The organism is Pseudomonas sp. HS6, assembly GCF_023375815.1.
In the GTDB taxonomy this organism is placed as follows: Bacteria; Pseudomonadota; Gammaproteobacteria; order Pseudomonadales; family Pseudomonadaceae; genus Aquipseudomonas.
The window spans coordinates 6288141-6306846 of sequence record NZ_CP067412.1; the positions used below are offsets into that span (position 1 = coordinate 6288141).

The 18706-nt window shown below is 61.5% G+C and carries 16 protein-coding genes and 1 other RNA gene; all 17 read right to left on the minus strand.

The features are described from left to right. Positions 1-5: 5 nt before the first annotated feature. Positions 6-1202 (minus strand): cell division protein FtsZ, encoded by a 1197-nt coding sequence (gene ftsZ, locus JJN09_RS28440; protein WP_025109282.1) that lies wholly within the window; start codon positions 1200-1202, stop codon positions 6-8. Positions 1203-1269: 67 nt separating this feature from the next. Further along, complete coding sequence (ftsA, locus tag JJN09_RS28445; RefSeq protein ID WP_003228014.1) at positions 1270-2529, minus strand: cell division protein FtsA; 1260 nt, start codon at positions 2527-2529, stop codon at positions 1270-1272. Positions 2530-2544: 15 nt separating this feature from the next. Continuing rightward, the gene (locus JJN09_RS28450) at positions 2545-3411 is read right to left on the minus strand and encodes a cell division protein FtsQ/DivIB (RefSeq protein WP_096822827.1); all 867 of its coding nucleotides are present in this window, start codon (positions 3409-3411) and stop codon (positions 2545-2547) included. A 4-nt stretch (positions 3412-3415) separates the two neighbouring features. Then, the gene (locus JJN09_RS28455) at positions 3416-4390 is read right to left on the minus strand and encodes a D-alanine--D-alanine ligase (protein ID WP_249484788.1); all 975 of its coding nucleotides are present in this window, start codon (positions 4388-4390) and stop codon (positions 3416-3418) included. Beyond that, positions 4387-5847 carry a UDP-N-acetylmuramate--L-alanine ligase gene (murC, locus tag JJN09_RS28460; RefSeq protein ID WP_249484790.1) on the minus strand — a complete coding sequence of 487 codons (1461 nt, stop codon included), beginning with the start codon at positions 5845-5847 and terminating at the stop codon, positions 4387-4389. Before murC ends, JJN09_RS28455 begins: the two co-directional genes overlap by 4 nt. Then, positions 5840-6910: an undecaprenyldiphospho-muramoylpentapeptide beta-N-acetylglucosaminyltransferase gene (gene murG, locus JJN09_RS28465; RefSeq protein WP_249484792.1), complete on the minus strand. Its 1071-nt coding sequence runs from the start codon at positions 6908-6910 to the stop codon at positions 5840-5842. Before murG ends, murC begins: the two co-directional genes overlap by 8 nt. Next, positions 6900-8111: a putative lipid II flippase FtsW gene (gene ftsW / locus JJN09_RS28470; RefSeq protein WP_173861366.1), complete on the minus strand. Its 1212-nt coding sequence runs from the start codon at positions 8109-8111 to the stop codon at positions 6900-6902. Before ftsW ends, murG begins: the two co-directional genes overlap by 11 nt. Positions 8112-8113: 2 nt before the next feature. Beyond that, positions 8114-9460 carry a UDP-N-acetylmuramoyl-L-alanine--D-glutamate ligase gene (gene murD / locus JJN09_RS28475; protein WP_249484794.1) on the minus strand — a complete coding sequence of 449 codons (1347 nt, stop codon included), beginning with the start codon at positions 9458-9460 and terminating at the stop codon, positions 8114-8116. A 5-nt stretch (positions 9461-9465) separates the two neighbouring features. Further along, positions 9466-10548: a phospho-N-acetylmuramoyl-pentapeptide-transferase gene (gene mraY / locus JJN09_RS28480; protein ID WP_096822832.1), complete on the minus strand. Its 1083-nt coding sequence runs from the start codon at positions 10546-10548 to the stop codon at positions 9466-9468. Next, complete coding sequence (gene murF, locus JJN09_RS28485; RefSeq protein WP_249484798.1) at positions 10548-11915, minus strand: UDP-N-acetylmuramoyl-tripeptide--D-alanyl-D-alanine ligase; 1368 nt, start codon at positions 11913-11915, stop codon at positions 10548-10550. Before murF ends, mraY begins: the two co-directional genes overlap by 1 nt. Then, complete coding sequence (locus tag JJN09_RS28490; RefSeq protein ID WP_249484801.1) at positions 11908-13371, minus strand: UDP-N-acetylmuramoyl-L-alanyl-D-glutamate--2,6-diaminopimelate ligase; 1464 nt, start codon at positions 13369-13371, stop codon at positions 11908-11910. The genes murF and JJN09_RS28490 overlap by 8 nt, the downstream gene beginning before the upstream one ends. Further along, the gene (locus JJN09_RS28495; RefSeq protein WP_173861365.1) at positions 13371-15110 is read right to left on the minus strand and encodes a penicillin-binding protein 2; all 1740 of its coding nucleotides are present in this window, start codon (positions 15108-15110) and stop codon (positions 13371-13373) included. The genes JJN09_RS28490 and JJN09_RS28495 overlap by 1 nt, the downstream gene beginning before the upstream one ends. Continuing rightward, positions 15110-15403, minus strand: coding sequence for a cell division protein FtsL (ftsL, locus tag JJN09_RS28500; RefSeq protein ID WP_007956777.1), 294 nt, complete (start codon positions 15401-15403; stop codon positions 15110-15112). Before ftsL ends, JJN09_RS28495 begins: the two co-directional genes overlap by 1 nt. Beyond that, complete coding sequence (rsmH, locus tag JJN09_RS28505) at positions 15400-16341, minus strand: 16S rRNA (cytosine(1402)-N(4))-methyltransferase RsmH (RefSeq protein ID WP_249490865.1); 942 nt, start codon at positions 16339-16341, stop codon at positions 15400-15402. Before rsmH ends, ftsL begins: the two co-directional genes overlap by 4 nt. 2 nt (positions 16342-16343) lie before the next feature. Continuing rightward, on the minus strand, positions 16344-16799 hold the full coding sequence (gene mraZ / locus JJN09_RS28510; RefSeq protein WP_007917012.1) for a division/cell wall cluster transcriptional repressor MraZ: 456 nt from the start codon (positions 16797-16799) through the stop codon (positions 16344-16346). A gap of 403 nt (positions 16800-17202) precedes the next feature. Next, positions 17203-17556, minus strand: an RNA gene (gene rnpB, locus JJN09_RS28515) — RNase P RNA component class A. A 73-nt stretch (positions 17557-17629) separates the two neighbouring features. Next, positions 17630-18502, minus strand: a complete 873-nt coding sequence (gene rsmI, locus JJN09_RS28520; RefSeq protein ID WP_249484802.1) for a 16S rRNA (cytidine(1402)-2'-O)-methyltransferase — start codon at positions 18500-18502, stop codon at positions 17630-17632. Between the last annotated feature and the right edge of the window lie 204 nt (positions 18503-18706).

An 18706-nucleotide genomic window follows, 5' to 3' on the forward strand; every position in this document is an offset into this window, starting at 1 on the left:
TTCCATCAATCAGCCTGACGACGCAGGAAAGCCGGGATGTCCAGGTAGTCCAGGTCATCTTGCGGATTCATCTTCGCGGCAGTCGCAGCACCGGCCTGAGCCTGGTTGCGCATGACGGTCGGACGGTCCAGGTCACGGTAGTTCACCGCTGGCGCTTCCTGACGAGCGGGAGCCGGTTGTTGCACCTGAGCGGCAGCCATGGAGGTGTGAACGGTGTTGTCGATGACCTTCACAGGCTTCTCGATTTTCGCGCCCAGACCGGTGGCAACCACGGTGACGTGCAGTTCGTCGCGCATGTCCGGATCGATAACAGTACCGACCTTGACCATTGCGTGCTCGGAGGCGAAGGCTTCGATGATCGAACCCACGTCGGAGTACTCACCCAGGGACAGGTCAGGACCGGCGGTGATGTTCACCAGGATGCCGCGTGCACCTTGCAGGTTCACGTCTTCCAGCAGCGGGTTGCGGATGGCCGCTTCGGTTGCTTCACGTGCACGGTTCGGACCGCTGGCGCAGCCAGTGCCCATCATTGCCATGCCCATTTCGCTCATCACGGTACGCACGTCGGCGAAGTCGACGTTGATCATGCCCGGACGCTTGATGATGTCGGAGATACCGCGAACGGCACCGGCCAGTACATCGTCAGCCTTGGCGAAAGCCGACAGCAGGCTTGCGTCTTTACCGAGGATGGTCAGCAGCTTCTCGTTAGGGATGGTGATCAACGAGTCGACGCTTTCGGAGAGCATGCGGATGCCTTCGTCGGCGATCTGCATACGCTTGCGGCCTTCGAACGGGAACGGACGCGTTACGACAGCAACGGTCAGGATGCCCATTTCCTTGGCCACTTCGGCGATGATCGGCGCAGCACCGGTACCGGTACCGCCGCCCATGCCAGTGGTAATGAACACCATATTGGTGCCGGCCAGCACTTCAGCGATGCGCTCGCGATCTTCCAGCGCAGCCTGACGGCCGACTTCCGGGTTGGCGCCGGCGCCAAGGCCTTTGGTCACGCCAGTGCCCAGTTGCAGAATGGTGCGCGCGCCGATGTTTTTCAGCGCTTGAGCATCGGTGTTGGCGCAGATGAACTCGACGCCTTCGATGTTGCTCTTGACCATGTGGTTGACAGCGTTGCCGCCGCCACCGCCAACACCGATAACTTTGATTACCGGGCTTGCGGGGATGTTGTCTACGAGTTCGAACATTTTCCCTCTCCTTACATTCTCTAGTTTTTTCGCCTACTGCATTTTGTTGCGGTGTTGCGGTAAAGCTTTAGAAGTTGCCTTGAACCCACTTCTTCAATCGGTCCAGCAACGGCGCCTGTGGCTCATCGTTGCTGTAGCTGTCGCGGCTGCCGATGCCCGAGAACGAGATCCCGTCGGACTGCTTTTGCAGGCCGTACATCAACAAGCCAACGCCAGTGGAATAAATCGGGTTACGCACCACGTCATCCAGACCTTTCACGCCATGGGGCACGCCCAGGCGGACCGGCATGTGGAAGATTTCTTCGGCCAGTTCGGTGGCGCCTTCCATTTTCGACGTACCGCCGGTCAGCACGATGCCGGCCGGGATCAGGTCTTCGTAGCCGCTGCGACGCAGCTCGGCCTGGATCAGGGTGAACAGCTCGTCGTAACGCGGCTCGACCACTTCGGCCAGGGCCTGACGGGACAGCTCGCGCGGCGGACGGTCGCCGACGCTCGGCACCTTGATGGTTTCGCCGGCGCCGGCCAGCTTGGCCAGGGCGCAGGCGTAGCGGATCTTGATCTCTTCGGCGTACTGGGTCGGGGTGCGCAACGCCATGGCGATGTCGTTGGTCACCTGGTCGCCGGCAATCGGGATCACGGCCGTGTGGCGGATGGCGCCTTCGGTGAAGATCGCGATGTCGGTGGTACCGCCGCCGATGTCGACCAGGCACACGCCCAGCTCTTTTTCGTCGTCGGTCAGCACCGAGTAGGCCGAAGCCAGTTGTTCGAGAATGATGTCGTCGATTTCCAGACCGCAGCGACGCACGCATTTTTCAATGTTCTGTGCGGCGTTGACGGCGCAGGTGACCACGTGAACCTTGGCTTCCAGACGCACACCGGACATGCCCAGCGGCTCACGAACGCCTTCCTGGTTATCGATCACGTAGTCCTGCGGCAAGGTGTGCAGCACCCGCTGGTCAGCCGGGATCGCCACAGCCTGGGCAGCGTCGAGTACGCGCTCAAGGTCAGCCGAGCTGACTTCGCGATCACGAATCGCCACGATGCCGTGGGAGTTCAGGCTGCGGATATGATTGCCCGCCACGCCGACGAACGCCGAGTGAATGCGGCAGCCCGCCATCAGTTGGGCTTCTTCGATCGCGCGCTGGATCGATTGCACGGTGGACTCGATGTTCACCACCACGCCTTTCTTCAGGCCGCGGGACGGATGAGTGCCGATCCCGACGATTTCCAGCGTGCCGTCGTCCGCAACCTCGCCGACCAGCGCCACCACCTTGGAGGTGCCGATATCGAGACCGACGATCATTTTGCCGCTTTGCACGTTTGCCATGGGTCCTGCCTCTTCTTAATTCTTTGCGACAGCGGGTTGGGCTGTCGTCGGCGCTACTGGTTCCCGCCAGCCAACAGCGAGGCCGTTGGCATAGCGCAGATCGATGCGCGCAATGTTCGTAATCTGGTCTTTAAGCGTCTTGTCATAGATGGCAATGAAGCGGCGCATCTTTTCCACCAGGTTGCCGCGTCCCAGCAGCAACTCGATGCCGGGGCCGGAACTGCCGGCACCGGTGGTCAGGAACCAGCTGCCACGTTCACGCAGCTCGAGGCGCGCAATCGAGAAGCCCATTGGCCTGAGCATCTGGCTCAGTACCTGATACTGCTGCATCACTTGCTGCTGGGCCCGCTGCGGGCCGAACAGCTGTGGCAGGTGTTCGTAGTTCGCCAGTTCCTTGGGCGTGAACGCCTGGCCCTGGTTGTTGAGCAGCGACTCGTCGCCCCAACGGGCCACGGGCAGTTGCTCTTCGAGGCGGATCACCACCTGGTCCGGCCACACCCGACGGACTTCGGCGTGAGCGATCCACGGCATCTGTTCCAGCTCGGTGCGCATGCTCGCCAGGTCGATGGTGAAGAAGCTCGACGCCACGTACGGGGCGATTCGCTGCTGCACCGCTTGCTGGCTGATGTAGCTCAGGTCGCCTTGTACCGCGATCTTGGTGATCGGCCGGTCGGCATACGGCAACAAACGCTGCGCGCCTTCATAGGTACCGAACCCGAGCACCACCAAAAGCACCGGCCAGAAGAGGCTTTTCAGAAAGCCGAAATTGGCTTTGGGCAGGCGCGCGGACATCGGCTCTTTGGCCACCATTCGGCTGGCACCCCGCGGCACCGGCTTGCGGCCGGGAGCGGGTGGCTGATGTCTGAGCTGTGCGCCTTGCATGGTCTTAACCTCGCGCCTCTTTCTTGCCATCGGCATCGACACTGGCGGCCAGAATGGCCAGGACCAGTTGCTGGAAATCCAGACCGGCCGCTTTCGCCGCCATCGGTACCAGGCTGTGATCGGTCATGCCGGGAGCGGTGTTGACTTCCAGGAACCAGAATTTGCCGTCGGCGTCCTGCATCACGTCCGCCCGACCCCAACCACCAATGCCCAGCGCCTCGCAGGCTTGCGCCGTGAGGTCCATGAGTTCTTTTTCCTTGGCGGCATCGAGCCCGCACGGAATCCGATACTGGGTATCGTTGGCGATGTACTTGGCGTCGTAGTCGTAGAACGTGTGTGGCGTACCCAGGGCGATAGGAGGCAACACCTGGTCACGCAGGGTGGCGATGGTGAACTCCGGACCGTGGATCCATTGCTCGACCAACACTTGCGAATCGTAGGTACTGGCCGCTTTCCATGCGTCGATCAACTCGGACGCAGAACTCACTTTGGCCATCCCGATACTTGAACCTTCATGCGCCGGTTTGACGATCAAAGGGAAGCCCAGTTCCGTCGCTGCCGAAATACAATCCGCCTCGGTGCGCAGTACGGCGTGACGCGGCGTCGGAATCCCCAGCGTGTGCCAGACCTGCTTGGTGCGCAGTTTGTCCATCGCCAGCGCCGAAGCCAGGATGCCGCTACCGGTATACGGAATGCCGGCCACTTCGAGCAGGCCCTGCATGCTGCCGTCTTCACCGCCACGACCGTGGAGAATGATGAACGCGCGGTCGATCTTTTCGCTCAACAGACGCTGCAGAATGTCGGCGCCGACGTCGATCCCGAACGCGTCCACACCGGCGCTTTGCAGCGCAGTGAGCACGGCGTTGCCGGACTTCAGCGAAACTTCACGCTCGGCACTCAAGCCACCGAACAGCACGGCCACGCGGCCGAAGTCTTTCGGGGCAATAGTGGAGAACAGATTGGCGTAGGCAGCAGTCATTTCAACTTCCCCTCGACCGGCGCCGCCACGGCACCGGCGAACAACTCGCTTTTCAACAGTTTCGGTGCGAGACCGCCGATGTCACCGGCGCCCTGGCACAGCAGAATGTCGCCGGCACGCAGCAGCGGCTTGACCAGCGGCGCCAGATCGACACCGCGCTCGATGTAGATCGGGTCCAGCTGACCGCGCTGACGGATGCTGTTGCACAGCTTGCGGCTGTCGGCACCCGGAATCGGCTCTTCGCCGGCCGGATAGACTTCCATCAGCAGCAGCACGTTGGCGTCGGCCAGTACATTGACGAAATCGTCGTACAGGTCGCGGGTGCGGCTGTAGCGGTGCGGCTGGTAGACCATCACCAGACGGCGCTCAGGCCAGCCACCGCGCACGGCTTTGATCACGGCTGCGACTTCGGTCGGGTGGTGACCATAGTCGTCGACCAGCATCACACTGCCGCCGTCCACCGGCAGTTCGCCATAGACCTGGAAGCGTCGGCCGACACCCTGGAACCCGGACAGGCCCTGAACGATAGCTTCATCACTGACGCCTTCGTCAGTAGCGATGCAGATGGTCGCCAGGGAATTGAGCACGTTATGGTTGCCGGGCATGTTCACGGACACATCCAGCGGCTCGCGATCAGGGCGCAGCACGGTGAAGAACGTCTGCATGCCTTGCTGGCGCACATTGATGGCGCGCACGTCGGCGTCTTCGCTGAAGCCGTAGGTCACGGTCGGACGTTTCACCAACGGCAGGATTTCACGCACCACCGGATCGTCCAGGCACATCACCGCCAAACCGTAGAACGGCAGGTTATGCAGGAACTCGACGAAGGTTTTCTTCAGTTTGTTGAAGTCACCGTCGTAGGTCGCCATGTGGTCGGCGTCGATGTTGGTGACCACGGCCACCAGCGGTTGCAGGTGCAGGAAACTGGCGTCGCTCTCGTCGGCCTCGGCGATCAGGTAGCGACTGGTGCCGAGTTGGGCATTGGTGCCCGCGGCGTTAAGGCGGCCACCGATGACGAACGTCGGATCCAGACCACCGGCCGCGAACACCGAAGCGATCAGGCTGGTGGTGGTGGTTTTGCCGTGCGTACCGGCGACGGCAATGCCGTGGCGGTAGCGCATCAGCTCGGCGAGCATCTCGGCACGCGGCACCACCGGGATACGGCGCTCCAGCGCATTCGCGACTTCCGGGTTGGAAGTATTCACGGCGCTCGACACCACCAGCACATCGGCAGCAGCGGCGTTCTCGGCACGGTGGCCGATGAAGATCTGTGCACCGAAGGATTCCAGACGCTCAGTGACCGGCGAAGCCTTGAGGTCGGAACCGGACACGGCGTAACCAAGGTTCAGCAACACTTCGGCAATGCCGCACATGCCCACGCCGCCGATTCCGACGAAGTGGATGCGACGGATGCGGCGCATTTCCGGTTGCGGCATGGCTTTCTGATTCTCAACCATGGGCCACCTCCAGACAGGTATCGACCACGCTGCGGGTGGCTTCGGGTTTTGCCAGACGGCGGGCCGCTTGGGCCATTTCTTCGAGTCGTTGCGGTTGCATCAAGACCTCTGTCAGGCGCGCGGCAAGGTCCGCGGCACCAGTCGTTCTTTGCGGCATCAGGAAGGCAGCGCCTTCGCGGGCCAAATAATCGGCGTTGCGGGTCTGGTGATCGTCGATCGCGTGGGGCAAGGGCACCAGCATCGAGGGCAGACCGGCGGCAGCCAGCTCACTGACGGTCAATGCGCCTGCGCGGCACACCACCAGATCAGCCCAGCCATAGGCCTGGGCCATGTCTTTGATGAAGGGCTGCACCTGCGCGTCCACGCCAGCGGCGCGGTAGCGCTCTGCAGTCACTTCATCGTGATTTTTGCCGGCCTGATGAAACACTTCCGGGCGCAATTTGGCAGCGACTTGGGCCAGGGCTTCAGGCAGCAACTTGTTCAACGGTTCTGCGCCCAGGCTTCCGCCCAGGATCAGCAAACGCGCCTTGCGTCCGGCCAGTGCCGCACGCGGTGTTTCGAGGAACAGCTCGCTGCGCACCGGGTTACCGGTGGTACGGCGGCTGTCCGACAGGGTAAAGGTGTCGGGGAAGGCTTCACACACCCGGGCGGCGAACGGCACCAGCAACCGATTGGCGGTGCCGGCCACGGCGTTCTGCTCGTGAACGATCACCGGCACACCGGCCAGTTTGGCGGCGATGCCACCAGGCCCGGTCACGTAACCACCGAAACCGACCACACACACCGGACGCAACCGGCGAATGATCGCCCGCGCCTGCCATACCGATTTCAGCAGCATGAACGGCGCCTTGAGCAGCGATAGCTTGCCCTTGCCGCGCAGGCCGCTGGCGTTGATGCGGTGCAATTCGAGGCCGGCGGCCGGCACCAGATCGTTCTCGATCCCGCGTGGCGTGCCGAGCCAGTGCACGGTGTAGCCGCGCGCCTGGAATTCACGGGCACAGGACAGTGCCGGGAACACGTGGCCACCGGTACCGCCGGCCATGATCAATACGTTAGCGCCCATGATTCGGCTCCTCCGCGAAGTCGCTCTCATGGAATTCCATCTCTTCACTGCCCAGGTGGGTCCGACTCTCCCACTCGATCCTCAGCAACAAGCCAAGGCAGGCACAGCAGATCACCAGGGAACTGCCGCCATAACTGAGGAACGGCAAGGTCAGGCCCTTGGTCGGCAGCAGGCCGACGTTCACGCCGATGTTGATCAGGAACTGACCGATCCACAGGAACGACAGGCCGTAGGCAACATAAGCGGCAAAAAACTGTTTGGCTTTCTCGGCCCACAGGCCGATGTACATGCCGCGAATACACACGAACACGAACAGCGCCACGGTGCACAGCGAACCCACCGCGCCCAGCTCTTCAGCCAGTACCGAGAACACGAAGTCGGTGTGGGCTTCCGGCAGGTAGAACTGCTTCTGCACACTGTTACCCAGGCCAACGCCCAGCCACTCGCCGCGACCGAACGCGATCAACGCTTGCGACAATTGATAACCGGCGCCGAACTGGTCGGCCCACGGGTCGGCGAAGTTGGTCAGACGCGCCATCCGGTACGGTTGCATCTGAATCAGCAACACCACCGCCGCCACCGCCAGCACCACCATCAGCGAGAACCGGAACAGTCCGACCCCGCCGAGGAACAGCATCGCCGCCGCAGCGCCCATCATTACGACGGTGGCACCGAAGTCCGGCTCCATCAGCAACAGGCCGGCCATAGGCAGCAACACGATGAACGGCTTGAAGAAGCCCATCCAGCTCTCGCGCACTTCCTTCTGACGACGCACCAGATAACCGGCGAGGTAAATCACCACGAACACCTTGGCGATCTCGGACGGCTGAACGTTGAAGAAGCTGAAACCGATCCAGCGCATCGAACCGTTCACTTCACGGCCGATCCCCGGGACGATCACCATCACCAACAGGCCGAACGCACCAATCAACATCAGCCAGCCCAGCCGCTGCCAGGTGGCGATCGGAATCATCATCGTGACGATGCACGCGCCCAGGCCCAGCACCACGTAGATCAGGTGACGGGTCATGTAATACAGAGCACTGCCCGACTGCACCGCACCGACTTCGGTCGATGCCGAGGCGATCATGATCAGACCCAGACCGAGCAGCGCCAGGCAACCGGCGAGCATCGGGAAGTCGAGGTCGATCCCGCGCCCGGTGATGATCGGGGACGGATACGGCTTGATGATGTTTCTCAGGCTCATGCCAGTTCCTCCACGGCGCGGACGAACTGGTGACCACGGTCTTCGTAATTCTTGAACATGTCGAAACTGGCGCAGGCCGGCGACAGCAGCACCACGTCACCCGGTTGCGCGGCGGCGCGGCATTGTTCGACCGCGTCGATCAACGAAGTGGCGCGAATCAGCGGCACGGCATCGCCGATCGCTTCGCCGATCTTGTCGGAGTCGCGGCCCATCAGGATCACGGCGCGGCAATGGGCCGCCGCCGGATCACGCAAATCCTTGAATTCGGCACCCTTGCCGTCGCCACCGGCGATCAGCACGACCTTGCCGTCGATGTCCGCGCCCAAGCCTTCGATGGCAGCCAGTGCGGCGCCAACGTTGGTGGCTTTGGAATCATTGTAGTAACCGACGCCGTCGAGGTCGCGCACCCATTGGCAGCGATGTTCGAGGCCAGCGAAGTTGCGCAGGGCCGCGAGCATGGCGTCGAACGGCAGACCGACTGCATGCCCCAACGCCAGCGCCGCCAGGGCATTGGACTGGTTGTGGGCACCGCGAATCTTCAATTCACGCACCGGCATCAGGTTCTGGAATTCGAAGGCCAGGTACTTCTCGCCATTCTCTTCGCGCAGACCGAACGCCTTGAAATCGGGTTTGGTGAGGCCGAAGGTCCAGCACGGCTGGCCCTCGCCCATCAGCGGCCGGGTCAACGCATCCTGACGGTTGACCACGAACTGCTTGGCGCCACGGAAGATCCGGTGCTTGGCCAGGTGATAGGCCGGCAGACCGCTGTAGCGGTCCATGTGGTCTTCGCTGATGTTGAGCACGGTCGCCACTTCAGCGTTGAGCTGATCGGTGGTTTCCAGCTGGAAGCTCGACAGCTCCATCACGTACAGCTCGACGTCATCGCTGAGCAGATCCAGCGCCGGTGTACCGAGGTTGCCACCGACTGCAACACGTTTGCCGGCGGCAGCCGCCATCTCGCCAACCAGCGTGGTGACGGTGCTTTTCGCGTTGGAACCGCTGATGGCCACGATCGGCGCCTTCGCGTTACGCGCGAACAGCTCGATGTCGCCGGACAACTTCACGCCACGGGCCGCAGCAGCTTGCAGGGCCGGGGTCGCCAGCGCCAGGCCAGGGCTCACGTAGAGCTCGTCGGCACGGCACAGGAACTCGACGTCCAGCTCGCCACAACGCACTTCCACGTGCGGATAGTCACGCTGGAGCGTGGCCAGTTCCGGTGGATTTTCCCGCGTGTCGGCCACCGCAAACGCCACGCCCCGGTTCGCCAGGAAGCGAACCAGGGACATGCCGCTCTTGCCGAGGCCGACAACGATGCGGAAGTGGTCAGAAGCGATCAGAGACACTCGTTCTACCTCAGCTTCAGGGTGGCAAGGCCGATCAGCACGAGAATCACGGTGATGATCCAGAAACGGACGATCACGCGCGGCTCGGGCCAGCCCTTGAGTTCAAAGTGGTGGTGTATCGGAGCCATGCGGAACACACGGCGACCGGTCAGTTTAAAGGAGGCAACCTGAATCACGACTGACAGGGTTTCCATCACGAACACGCCGCCCATGATGAACAGGACGATTTCCTGACGGACGATCACCGCGATGGTGCCCAGGGCTGCGCCCAGCGCCAGTGCGCCGACGTCACCCATGAAGACTTGTGCCGGATAGGTGTTGAACCACAGGAAGCCCAGGCCGGCACCGATCAGCGCGCCGCAGAACACGATCAGTTCACCGGCGCCCGGTACGTACGGGATCAACAGGTATTCAGCGAATTTCACGTTACCCGACAGGTAGCAGAAGATGCCCAGACCGCCGCCGACCATCACCGTCGGCATGATCGCCAGACCGTCGAGGCCGTCGGTGAGGTTGACCGCGTTGCTCGAACCGACGATCACGAAGTACGTCAGCACGATGAAGCCGGCGCCCAGCGGAATGCTGTAGTCCTTGAGCATCGGCAGGATCAGGGTGGTTTCCACCGGAGTGGCAGCGGTCATATAAAGGAAGATCGCCGCGCCGAGGCCGAACACCGACTGCCAGAAATACTTCCAGCGGCTCGGCAAGCCACGGGAGTTCTTCTCGATCACCTTGCGATAATCGTCGACCCAGCCGATGGCACCGAACAGCAGGGTCACCAGCAGAACGGTCCAGACATAACGATTGCTCAGGTCAGCCCACAGCAGAGTGCTGACGCCGATCGAAGACAGAATCAGCGCGCCACCCATGGTCGGCGTACCGGATTTGGACAGGTGCGATTGCGGACCATCGTTACGAACCGATTGGCCGATCTGACGGTTCTGCAGGGTGCGGATCATCCACGGGCCATAGCACAGCGACAGGACCAGCGCAGTCAGCACACCGAGGATCCCGCGCAGGGTCAGGTACTGGAAGACCGCGAAGCCTTTGTAGAACTGTTGCAGATACTCCGCTAGCAGCAGCAGCATTAATGTTTCTCCAGACTGGACCCGCACAGGGCCGCAACGATGTTTTCCATCGCTGCGCTGCGCGAACCCTTGATCAAAATGGTGGTGTTTTTGTCCTGCTCGGCACCGAGGGCCTGGATCAGTTCGGCCTGTGTGCCGAAGTGATGCGCCTCGTTACCGAATGCGTTCACGGCGTGGACCATGTTCGGCCCAACGGCGTAAAGCGCGGAAACCTTGCCCCGGGCGTATTCGCCCACGTCGCGGTGCCCCTGCTCCGCCCAGTCGCCCAACTCGCCGATATCCCCGAGCACCAGAACGGTGCGGCCGGAAAAGCCGGCGAGTATATCAACGGCCGCGCACATCGAGGTGGGGTTCGCGTTGTAAGTGTCATCGATCACGCGCATGCCGTTTTTCGCCAGCTGCGCGACGGTGCGACCCTTGACCGGTTGTACCGCGCCAAGCCCGGTGGCGATGCCGAACAGCGACACGCCCAAGGCGTGAGCGGCAGCGGCAGCGGCCAGGGCATTGGCGACGTTATGGGTGCCGAGCAGGTTCAGTTGAACCCGTTCCACACCTTCAGGGCTGTGCAGGTTGAACGCCGGGCAGCCACGGGCATCGGTGGCCAGATCGCTGGCGTGGAAATCTGCCTGGGTGTTGCTCAGGGCAAAGGTCAGCACCTTGCGACCGGCAGCGCGGGTCTTCCAGATACCGAACGCCTTGTCATCGAGGTTCAGTACGGCGATACCATCGGCCGCCAGACCGTCGATGATTTCCCCTTTGGCTTCGACGATTTTCTCCGGACCACCGAACTCACCGACGTGAGCGGTGCCGGCATTGTTCAAGATCGCGACATGCGGTTTGGTCAGCCCGACGGTGTAAGCGATTTCACCGAGGCGTGAGGCGCCCAGTTCGATCACGGCCGAAGTATGTTCCGGGGCCAATTCGAGCAGGGTCAGCGGTGCGCCAAGATCGTTGTTCAAGTTGCCACGGGTCGCCAAGACCGGACCGCGCGTGCGCAGAATGCTCGCGAGCATTTCCTTGACCGTGGTCTTGCCGCTGGAACCGGTGACAGCCACAACCGGTTGGGTGAACGCGGCACGGTTCAATGCACCCAACTGGCCAAGGGCCTGACGGGTGTCCTTGACCAGCAATTGCGGCAACGTGCTGTCGGCGACTTCACGCTCCACCAGCGCCGCGACCGCGCCTTTGCCGGCGACGTCGTTCAGATAGTCATGACCGTCGAAACGCGGGCCAGTCAGGGCAATAAACAGTTGGCCTGCCTTGATGGCGCGGCTGTCGATGCTCACGCCGTCAAAAATGGCGTCCGCGCTGATCAGCCGTGCGTCGAGTGCATTGGTCAGTTCGCTGAGTTTCAGGGCCTTAAGCATGGGCCACCTCCCACGCGGTCAGGGCGTGATCAGCCTCGACCAGATCGGAGAATGCATGGCGCTCGCCGTTGATTTCCTGATAGTCCTCGTGACCCTTGCCGGCCAGGACCACCACGTCATCCGCCGAGGCGCTGGCGATCAGTTGCGCAATGGCCTGGCCACGGCCGGCCACGAACGACACGTTATCCACAGCCGCAAAACCGGCACGGATGTCATCGAAGATCACCGCTGGATCTTCGGTACGCGGATTGTCATCGGTGACCAGCACGCGGTCGGCCAGACGCTCGACCACTTCGGCCATCAACGGGCGCTTGCCGCGATCACGGTCACCGCCACAGCCGAACAGGCACAGCAACTGGCCTTTGACGTGTGGACGCAGCGCAGTCAGGACTTTTTCCAGCGCATCCGGCGTGTGGGCGTAATCGACCACCACCAGTGGCTGGGTGCCACCGCCGAGACGCTGCATGCGTCCGGCCGGGCCTTCGAGTTTCGGCAGCACCTTGAGGATTTCGTCGAGGGCGTAATCCAGGCCAAGCAAGGCACCGACTGCGGCCAATACGTTGCTCAGGTTGAAACGGCCCAGCAATGTGCTGCGCAGATGATGTTCGCCCTGCGGCGTGACCAGCGTGGCGCGCACGCCGTGGTCGTCGAACTGCGCTTCGCGGACATAAAGATAGGCGCTGTTGTCGAGCAGGCTATAAGTGATCAGGCGCGACTCACGTTTTTCAGCAGCCAGTTGCCGACCGAAATCGTCGTCCAGATTGACCACTCGGCACTTCAGATCATTCCATGCGAACAGCTTGGCCTTCGCTTCGGCGTAGGCCTCCATGGTGCCGTGATAATCGAGGTGATCGCGGGACAGGTTGGTCATCACCGCGACGTCGAACGCCAGCGAGGTGACTCGGCCCTGATCCAGACCATGGGACGAGACTTCCATGGCCACGGCTTTGGCGCCGGCCTTTTTCAGGTCGCCCAGAGTCGCTTGCATGGCGATCGGATTCGGCGTGGTGTGCAGGCCGCTTTGCAGCGCGCCGTAGAAACCGGAGCCGAGGGTGCCGACGATGCCGCAATGCTGGCCGAGCAGGTCCAGCGCCTGGGCAACCAGTTGAGTCACGCTGGTTTTGCCGTTAGTGCCGGTCACGCCCACCAGATTCAGGTGATGACTTGGCTCACCGTAAAAACGGCCGGCGATATCCGACAGCTGCGCGGCCAGGCCTTTGACCGGAATCAACGGCACGTCAGTGATCGGCAGTACGGTGGCGCCTTCCACTTCATAAGCCACGGCGGCCGCACCACGGGTGAGCGCATCAGCAATGTGCGCACGACCGTCGAACTTGCCGCCCGGCACCGCGAGGAACAGATCGCCCGCGCGCACGTTACGGCTGTCGAGCGCCAGTTCACGGATCAACAGATCGTGGCCGGCGTGGGGGAAAATCTTGTTCAGACTAAGAGACATCAGCCGCGCCCTCCATTGGCTTTCAGCGGAACGGCCGGGGTGGCATTGGCCTGTTGTGTTGTCGGCAGGTTGTCCGGGGTCACGTTCATCAGACGCAGGGTGCCGGACATCACACGGCTGAACACCGGCGCCGAAACCAGACCACCGAAGTAACCGGCCTTGCTCGGTTCATCGATCACCACGACGATGGCGTAACGCGGATCGCTCATCGGGCCGAAACCGGCGAACAGCGAGCGGTACGAGTTTTCGGCGTAGCCCTTGGTGCCCACCGACGTCTTGCGCGCAGTACCCGACTTGCCCGCCACGTGATACGCCGGCACCTGCGCACGGAACACACCGCGCGGCGCCTCGATCACTTGTTGCAGCATGCCTTGCATGGTTTTCGCGACGGCCTCCGGCAGTACCTGAGTGGTCTGCGGCGCCTTGTCGGTTTTGATCAGGGTCAGCGGCGCGAGGCGACCGTTGTTGGCTAGCGCCGAGAACGCGTGCACCAGTTGAATCGCGGTCACCGAAATACCGTAGCCGTAGGACAGCGTTGCGGTTTCGGCTTTACGCCACTCGCGGTAGTTCGGCAGGTTGCCGACACGTTCGCCCGGGAAACCGAGGCCAGTGTCCTGGCCGAGGCCGACTTTCTGCGCGAGACGGAAAATGGTTTCGCCGCCGATATCGAACGCGACCTTACTCATGCCGACGTTACTGGAATTGATCAGAATGCCGGTCAGGTCGAGTACCGGACCTTCGGTCTTCGATACGTCCTTGATCGTGTATTTGCCGATCTGCAGGGAGCCCGGATACACCTCGACGGTGTCGCTCGGTTTCCAGCGGCCGGTTTCGATCGCGGCGCTCATCGAGATCGCTTTCATGGTCGAGCCCGGCTCGAACACGTCGATCATCGCGCGGTTACGCATCATCGCCGGTTGCAGGTTGCGACGGTTGTTCGGGTTGTAGGTCGGCTGGTTGACCATAGCGAGGATCTCGCCGGTCTTCACGTCCATGATCACCAGGCTGCCAGCCTTGGCGCCGTTCTCGATGATCGCGTTACGCAGCTCGCGGTTGGCCAGGTATTGCAGGCGCAGGTCAATCGACAACGCCAAGGGCTTGCCGGCCTTGGCGTTTTTGGTGACCTGGACATCCTTGATCAGCCGTCCGCGCCGATCCTTGATGACTTGCCGCTTGCCGGGTACACCGGCCAGCCATTCGTCGTAGGCCAGTTCGACGCCTTCACGACCGTGATCATCGATGTCGGTGAACCCGACCATGTGCGCGGTGACTTCACCGGCCGGATAGAACCGGCGGAATTCTTCGATGCCGTAAACGCCTGGGACTTTCAGATCGAGCACGGCCTGGCCCTGCTCGGGGGTCAGCCCGCGCACCAGATAAATGAATTCTTTGTTGGCCTGGGCTTCGAGGCGTTCGGCCAGGGCTTTCGGATCCTGCCCCAGCGCCGCCGCCAGTGCCGGCCACTTCTCTTTGGCCGTCTGCATTTCCTTGGCGTTGGCCCACAGCGTGGTCACCGGGGTACTCACGGCCAGAGGCTCGCCGTTGCGGTCGGTGATCAGGCCACGGTGCGCCGGAATCGGAATGTGACGAACGCTGCGCGCATCGCCCTGCCCCTTGAGGAAGTCACGGTCGACCACTTGCAGGTCAATGATGCGCCAGCAGATCGCGGCCACCATCACGCCAAGCAAACCCACCAACAGACGGAAGCGCCACGGGAAGAGTGCCCCTTCGAGTTTCATCATGGCGCCACCATCTTCACATCAGCTGCGCCAGGGATGTGCATCTTCAGTTGTTCGGTGGCCAGCACTTCGATTCGGCTGTGGGCGGTCCAGGTGCTTTGCTCCAGGATCAGGCGCCCCCACTCGGCCTGCGCCTTGTCGCGCACGCTCAGTTCGTTGTACAGGGTGTTCAGCAACTGCCGGTTCCAGTGCGCGCTGTAAGACACGCCGATGGCCGACACGAGCACGCCGATGAACAGCAGCAGCATGAAAAAGCTGCCGCCAGGCAGTGGCTTGGCGAAAAGCTTGCTCACCGCAGCTTCTCCGCGACGCGCATGACGGCGCTACGGGAGCGTGGGTTGGCTTTGAGTTCGGCGTCGGAGGCCGTCTGCGCTTTGCCATGGACTTTGATTTTCGGTTCGAACGCAACGTGGCGAACCGGCAGGTTGCGCGGCAGGTTGTCGGCTTCGCCTTTCACCAGCTTGCGCATGAACAGTTTGACGATACGGTCTTCCAGCGAATGGAAGCTGATCACGACCAGACGGCCACCGATTTCCAGCGATTCCAAAGCGGCTTCGAGGCCCGCCTCCAGATCGCCCAGTTCGTTGTTGACGTGAATGCGCAGGCCCTGGAATGCACGGGTTGCCGGGTTCTTGCCCTTTTCCCATGCAGGGTTGGCGACTTTCAGCACTTCGGCCAGATCGGCGGTGCGCTCGAACGGCGTGATGTCACGGCGTTCGGCCACGGCTCGAGCCATGCGGCCGGAGAAACGCTCTTCGCCATATTCCTTGAACACCCGGGCGATTTCTTCCACAGGCGCGGTGTTGACGAACTCGGCTGCGCTGATGCCGCGGGACGGATCCATGCGCATGTCCAGCGGGCCATCGTTGAGGAAACTGAAGCCGCGCTCGGCATCATCGAGCTGAGGCGAAGACACGCCGAGGTCGAGCAGAATGCCGCTGACCTTGCCGGCCAGACCCTGCTCGGCAACCACCGAGCCGAGCTCGGCAAAGCTGCGCTGCACAACGACAAAGCGGCCGTCTTCGGCCGCTAGCGTTTGCCCGGTGGCAATCGCTTGAGGATCCTTGTCGAATCCGATGAGCCGGCCATCGGGGCCGAGCTTGCTGAGAATCAACCGGCTGTGCCCGCCGCGTCCGAACGTACCGTCCAGATAGCAGCCATCAGGACGTACGGCGAGAGCCTCGACGGCTTCGTCAAGCAGTACGGTGATGTGGTTAAAGCCGCTATCAATAGTCACAGGATCAGATCACGCAGTTCGTCAGGCATGGCGCCCGGTTGTTGTATGGCAGCCAGGTCAGCGGCAGAAACCGCGTTCCAGGCATCTTCGTCCCACAGTTGGAACTTGTTCAGTTGGCCTACCAGCATCGCGCGCTTGTCCAGCTTTGCGTATTCGCGCAGGCGCGGCGGCACCAGAAAACGACCACTGCCGTCGAGCTCGAGGTCAACGGCATTACCAATCAATAAGCGCTGCAGACGACGGTTCTCTTCGCGTAGCGAAGGAAGCGCGCGCAACTTGGTTTCAATAATTTCCCACTCATCGAGCGGATAGACACACAAACATGGATCAACGGCATCAATGGTCACGATCAACTGGCCGGAACTGCGCGAATCGAGCTCGTCACGGTACCGGCTCGGCATGGCGAGACGGCCCTTTGCGTCGAGACTGATAGCGTTAGCTCCGCGAAACACGTCTGCGTTTCTCCAATTTTTATCGTTTTGAGCTCAAAAAACCCACTTCATGCCACTTTCCGCCACTTGCGCACACTATAGGAATGCGCCCACCACACCGTCAAGGCGCGGATTAAAGGAAAACCCTTACAGAACGGAGATTTAGGAGCATAAAAGGAGGAGCAACGAGAATCTGACGGATGCTTTTGTCCAATAACTTGAAGCAGCACTGAAAGCTGCGCTCGAAAGTTAAAGTAATTTGTTAAGAGTAAGATTTTTTCGGTATTACAAAAGCGCTTCTGCTGTTGATTGAAGCAAGGTGGGAAATGGCTATTACTGCGGTTGCCGCTGCCGGACTTCCAGAGCAGGCCTGCTGATAATAAACAGCCCTGTCGCCTTTAATTCAAGCAGGGAAAAGAAAAAGGTGGAGAGTCGATCTGTAAGCCGGGTTCTGTCTTGAACAGTCATTCGTCTACGATGGCCATCACTGGACATCTTTAGCAACCTACCCGGTCCCAGCGCGGGCCACGCCTTGGGACCCTATTTGGTCTTGCTCCAAGTGGGGTTTACCTAGCCACGAACTGTTGCCAGACGTGCGGTGCGCTCTTACCGCACCTTTTCACCCTTACCGGCGCCGAAGCGCTTAGGCGGTTATTTTCTGTGGCACTTTCCGTAGGCTCACGCCTCCCAGGCATTACCTGGCACTTCGCCCTATGGAGCCCGGACTTTCCTCCCCCCCCTAATTTTCATAGAGGGCAGCGACTGTCCGATCGACTCTCCGCCGCGCAGGTTAACGGCAGAGCGCCCGAAGAACAAGCGCTAATAGCCCGCAAACCGGTCTGCGCGACGGGTTACGCGTCTTTTTGCTGATCCAGCGCTACCTGATACAACACGTTTTTGCGCTCACCGGTGATTTGCGCCGCCAGTGCTGCCGCTCGCTTGAGCGGCATCTCTTCGAGCAACAGATTGAGGATGCGCATCGCCTCGCTGCTGACCGCGTCTTCGGATTCCGGCACAGTCCAGCCAGCCACCACCACAACACATTCGCCACGCTGCTGATTGCTGTCCGCCTCGACGAATGCACGCAACTCGGCCAGCGGCAGGCCCTTGAGCGTTTCAAAGGTCTTGGTGATTTCTCGGGCGAGCAAGGCCGGGCGATCAGCGCCAAACACGGCTTCCATATCCTGCAGGCACTCGAGAATACGATGCGGCGCCTCGTAGAAAATCAGCGTGCGCGGTTCTTCCTTGATGGCTTCCAGGCGAGCCTTGCGTCCAACAGCCTTGGCCGGCAGAAAGCCCTCAAAGATGAAGCGGTCAGACGGCAGACCGGCAGCCGACAGCGCCGCAATCAACGCACAGGCTCCTGGCACCGGCACCACAGTAATTCCAGCGGCACGCGCTTGACGCACCAGGTGATAACCCGGGTCGGAAATCAGTGGCGTACCGGCATCGGAAATCAGTGCCACATTGTCGCCAGCCAATAGACGGGTGATAAAGCGACTGCCTTCGTCTCGCTCATTGTGCTCATGGCAGGCCGCCAGCGGTGTAGTGATGCCGAAGTGCTGCATCAGACGCTGGGAATGGCGCGTGTCTTCGGCGGCGATCAGCGCCACTTCGCGCAGGATTTTCAACGCCCGGGCGCTGATGTCATCCAGGTTGCCGATGGGCGTCGCCACCACATAAAGCGAGCCCATAGCGGAATTCAAAGCACCTGGAGCAGTCAAAGCGCACACCTCATGATCGGTAAAAACCGCCATTGTAGCGCGTCGCGCGACCGGCGATGCGGTCGCGGCAGACACGGTTTGTCGCACCATTGTGCGGTCGCGCAACATTTGTCTCAGCTAAATTGAAGGTTTCACGCCAGTAACATCGCGCCCCGGCCAGTGCTTGGGTACAATTCGACGCTAATTTGATCGAGTATCAGGAAC

Coding starts and splice junctions, on each gene's coding strand:
- mraY (WP_096822832.1), bottom strand. CDS start 10,548: ATGCTGCTGCTGCTAGCGGAGTATCTGCAACAGTTCTACAAAGGCTTC.
- JJN09_RS28455 (WP_249484788.1), bottom strand. CDS start 4,390: ATGACTGCTGCCTACGCCAATCTGTTCTCCACTATTGCCCCGAAAGAC.
- murG (WP_249484792.1), bottom strand. CDS start 6,910: ATGGGCGCTAACGTATTGATCATGGCCGGCGGTACCGGTGGCCACGTG.
- murF (WP_249484798.1), bottom strand. CDS start 11,915: ATGCTTAAGGCCCTGAAACTCAGCGAACTGACCAATGCACTCGACGCA.
- murC (WP_249484790.1), bottom strand. CDS start 5,847: ATGGTTGAGAATCAGAAAGCCATGCCGCAACCGGAAATGCGCCGCATC.
- ftsZ (WP_025109282.1), bottom strand. CDS start 1,202: ATGTTCGAACTCGTAGACAACATCCCCGCAAGCCCGGTAATCAAAGTT.
- ftsA (WP_003228014.1), bottom strand. CDS start 2,529: ATGGCAAACGTGCAAAGCGGCAAAATGATCGTCGGTCTCGATATCGGC.
- JJN09_RS28490 (WP_249484801.1), bottom strand. CDS start 13,371: ATGTCTCTTAGTCTGAACAAGATTTTCCCCCACGCCGGCCACGATCTG.
- JJN09_RS28495 (WP_173861365.1), bottom strand. CDS start 15,110: ATGAAACTCGAAGGGGCACTCTTCCCGTGGCGCTTCCGTCTGTTGGTG.
- JJN09_RS28450 (WP_096822827.1), bottom strand. CDS start 3,411: ATGCAAGGCGCACAGCTCAGACATCAGCCACCCGCTCCCGGCCGCAAG.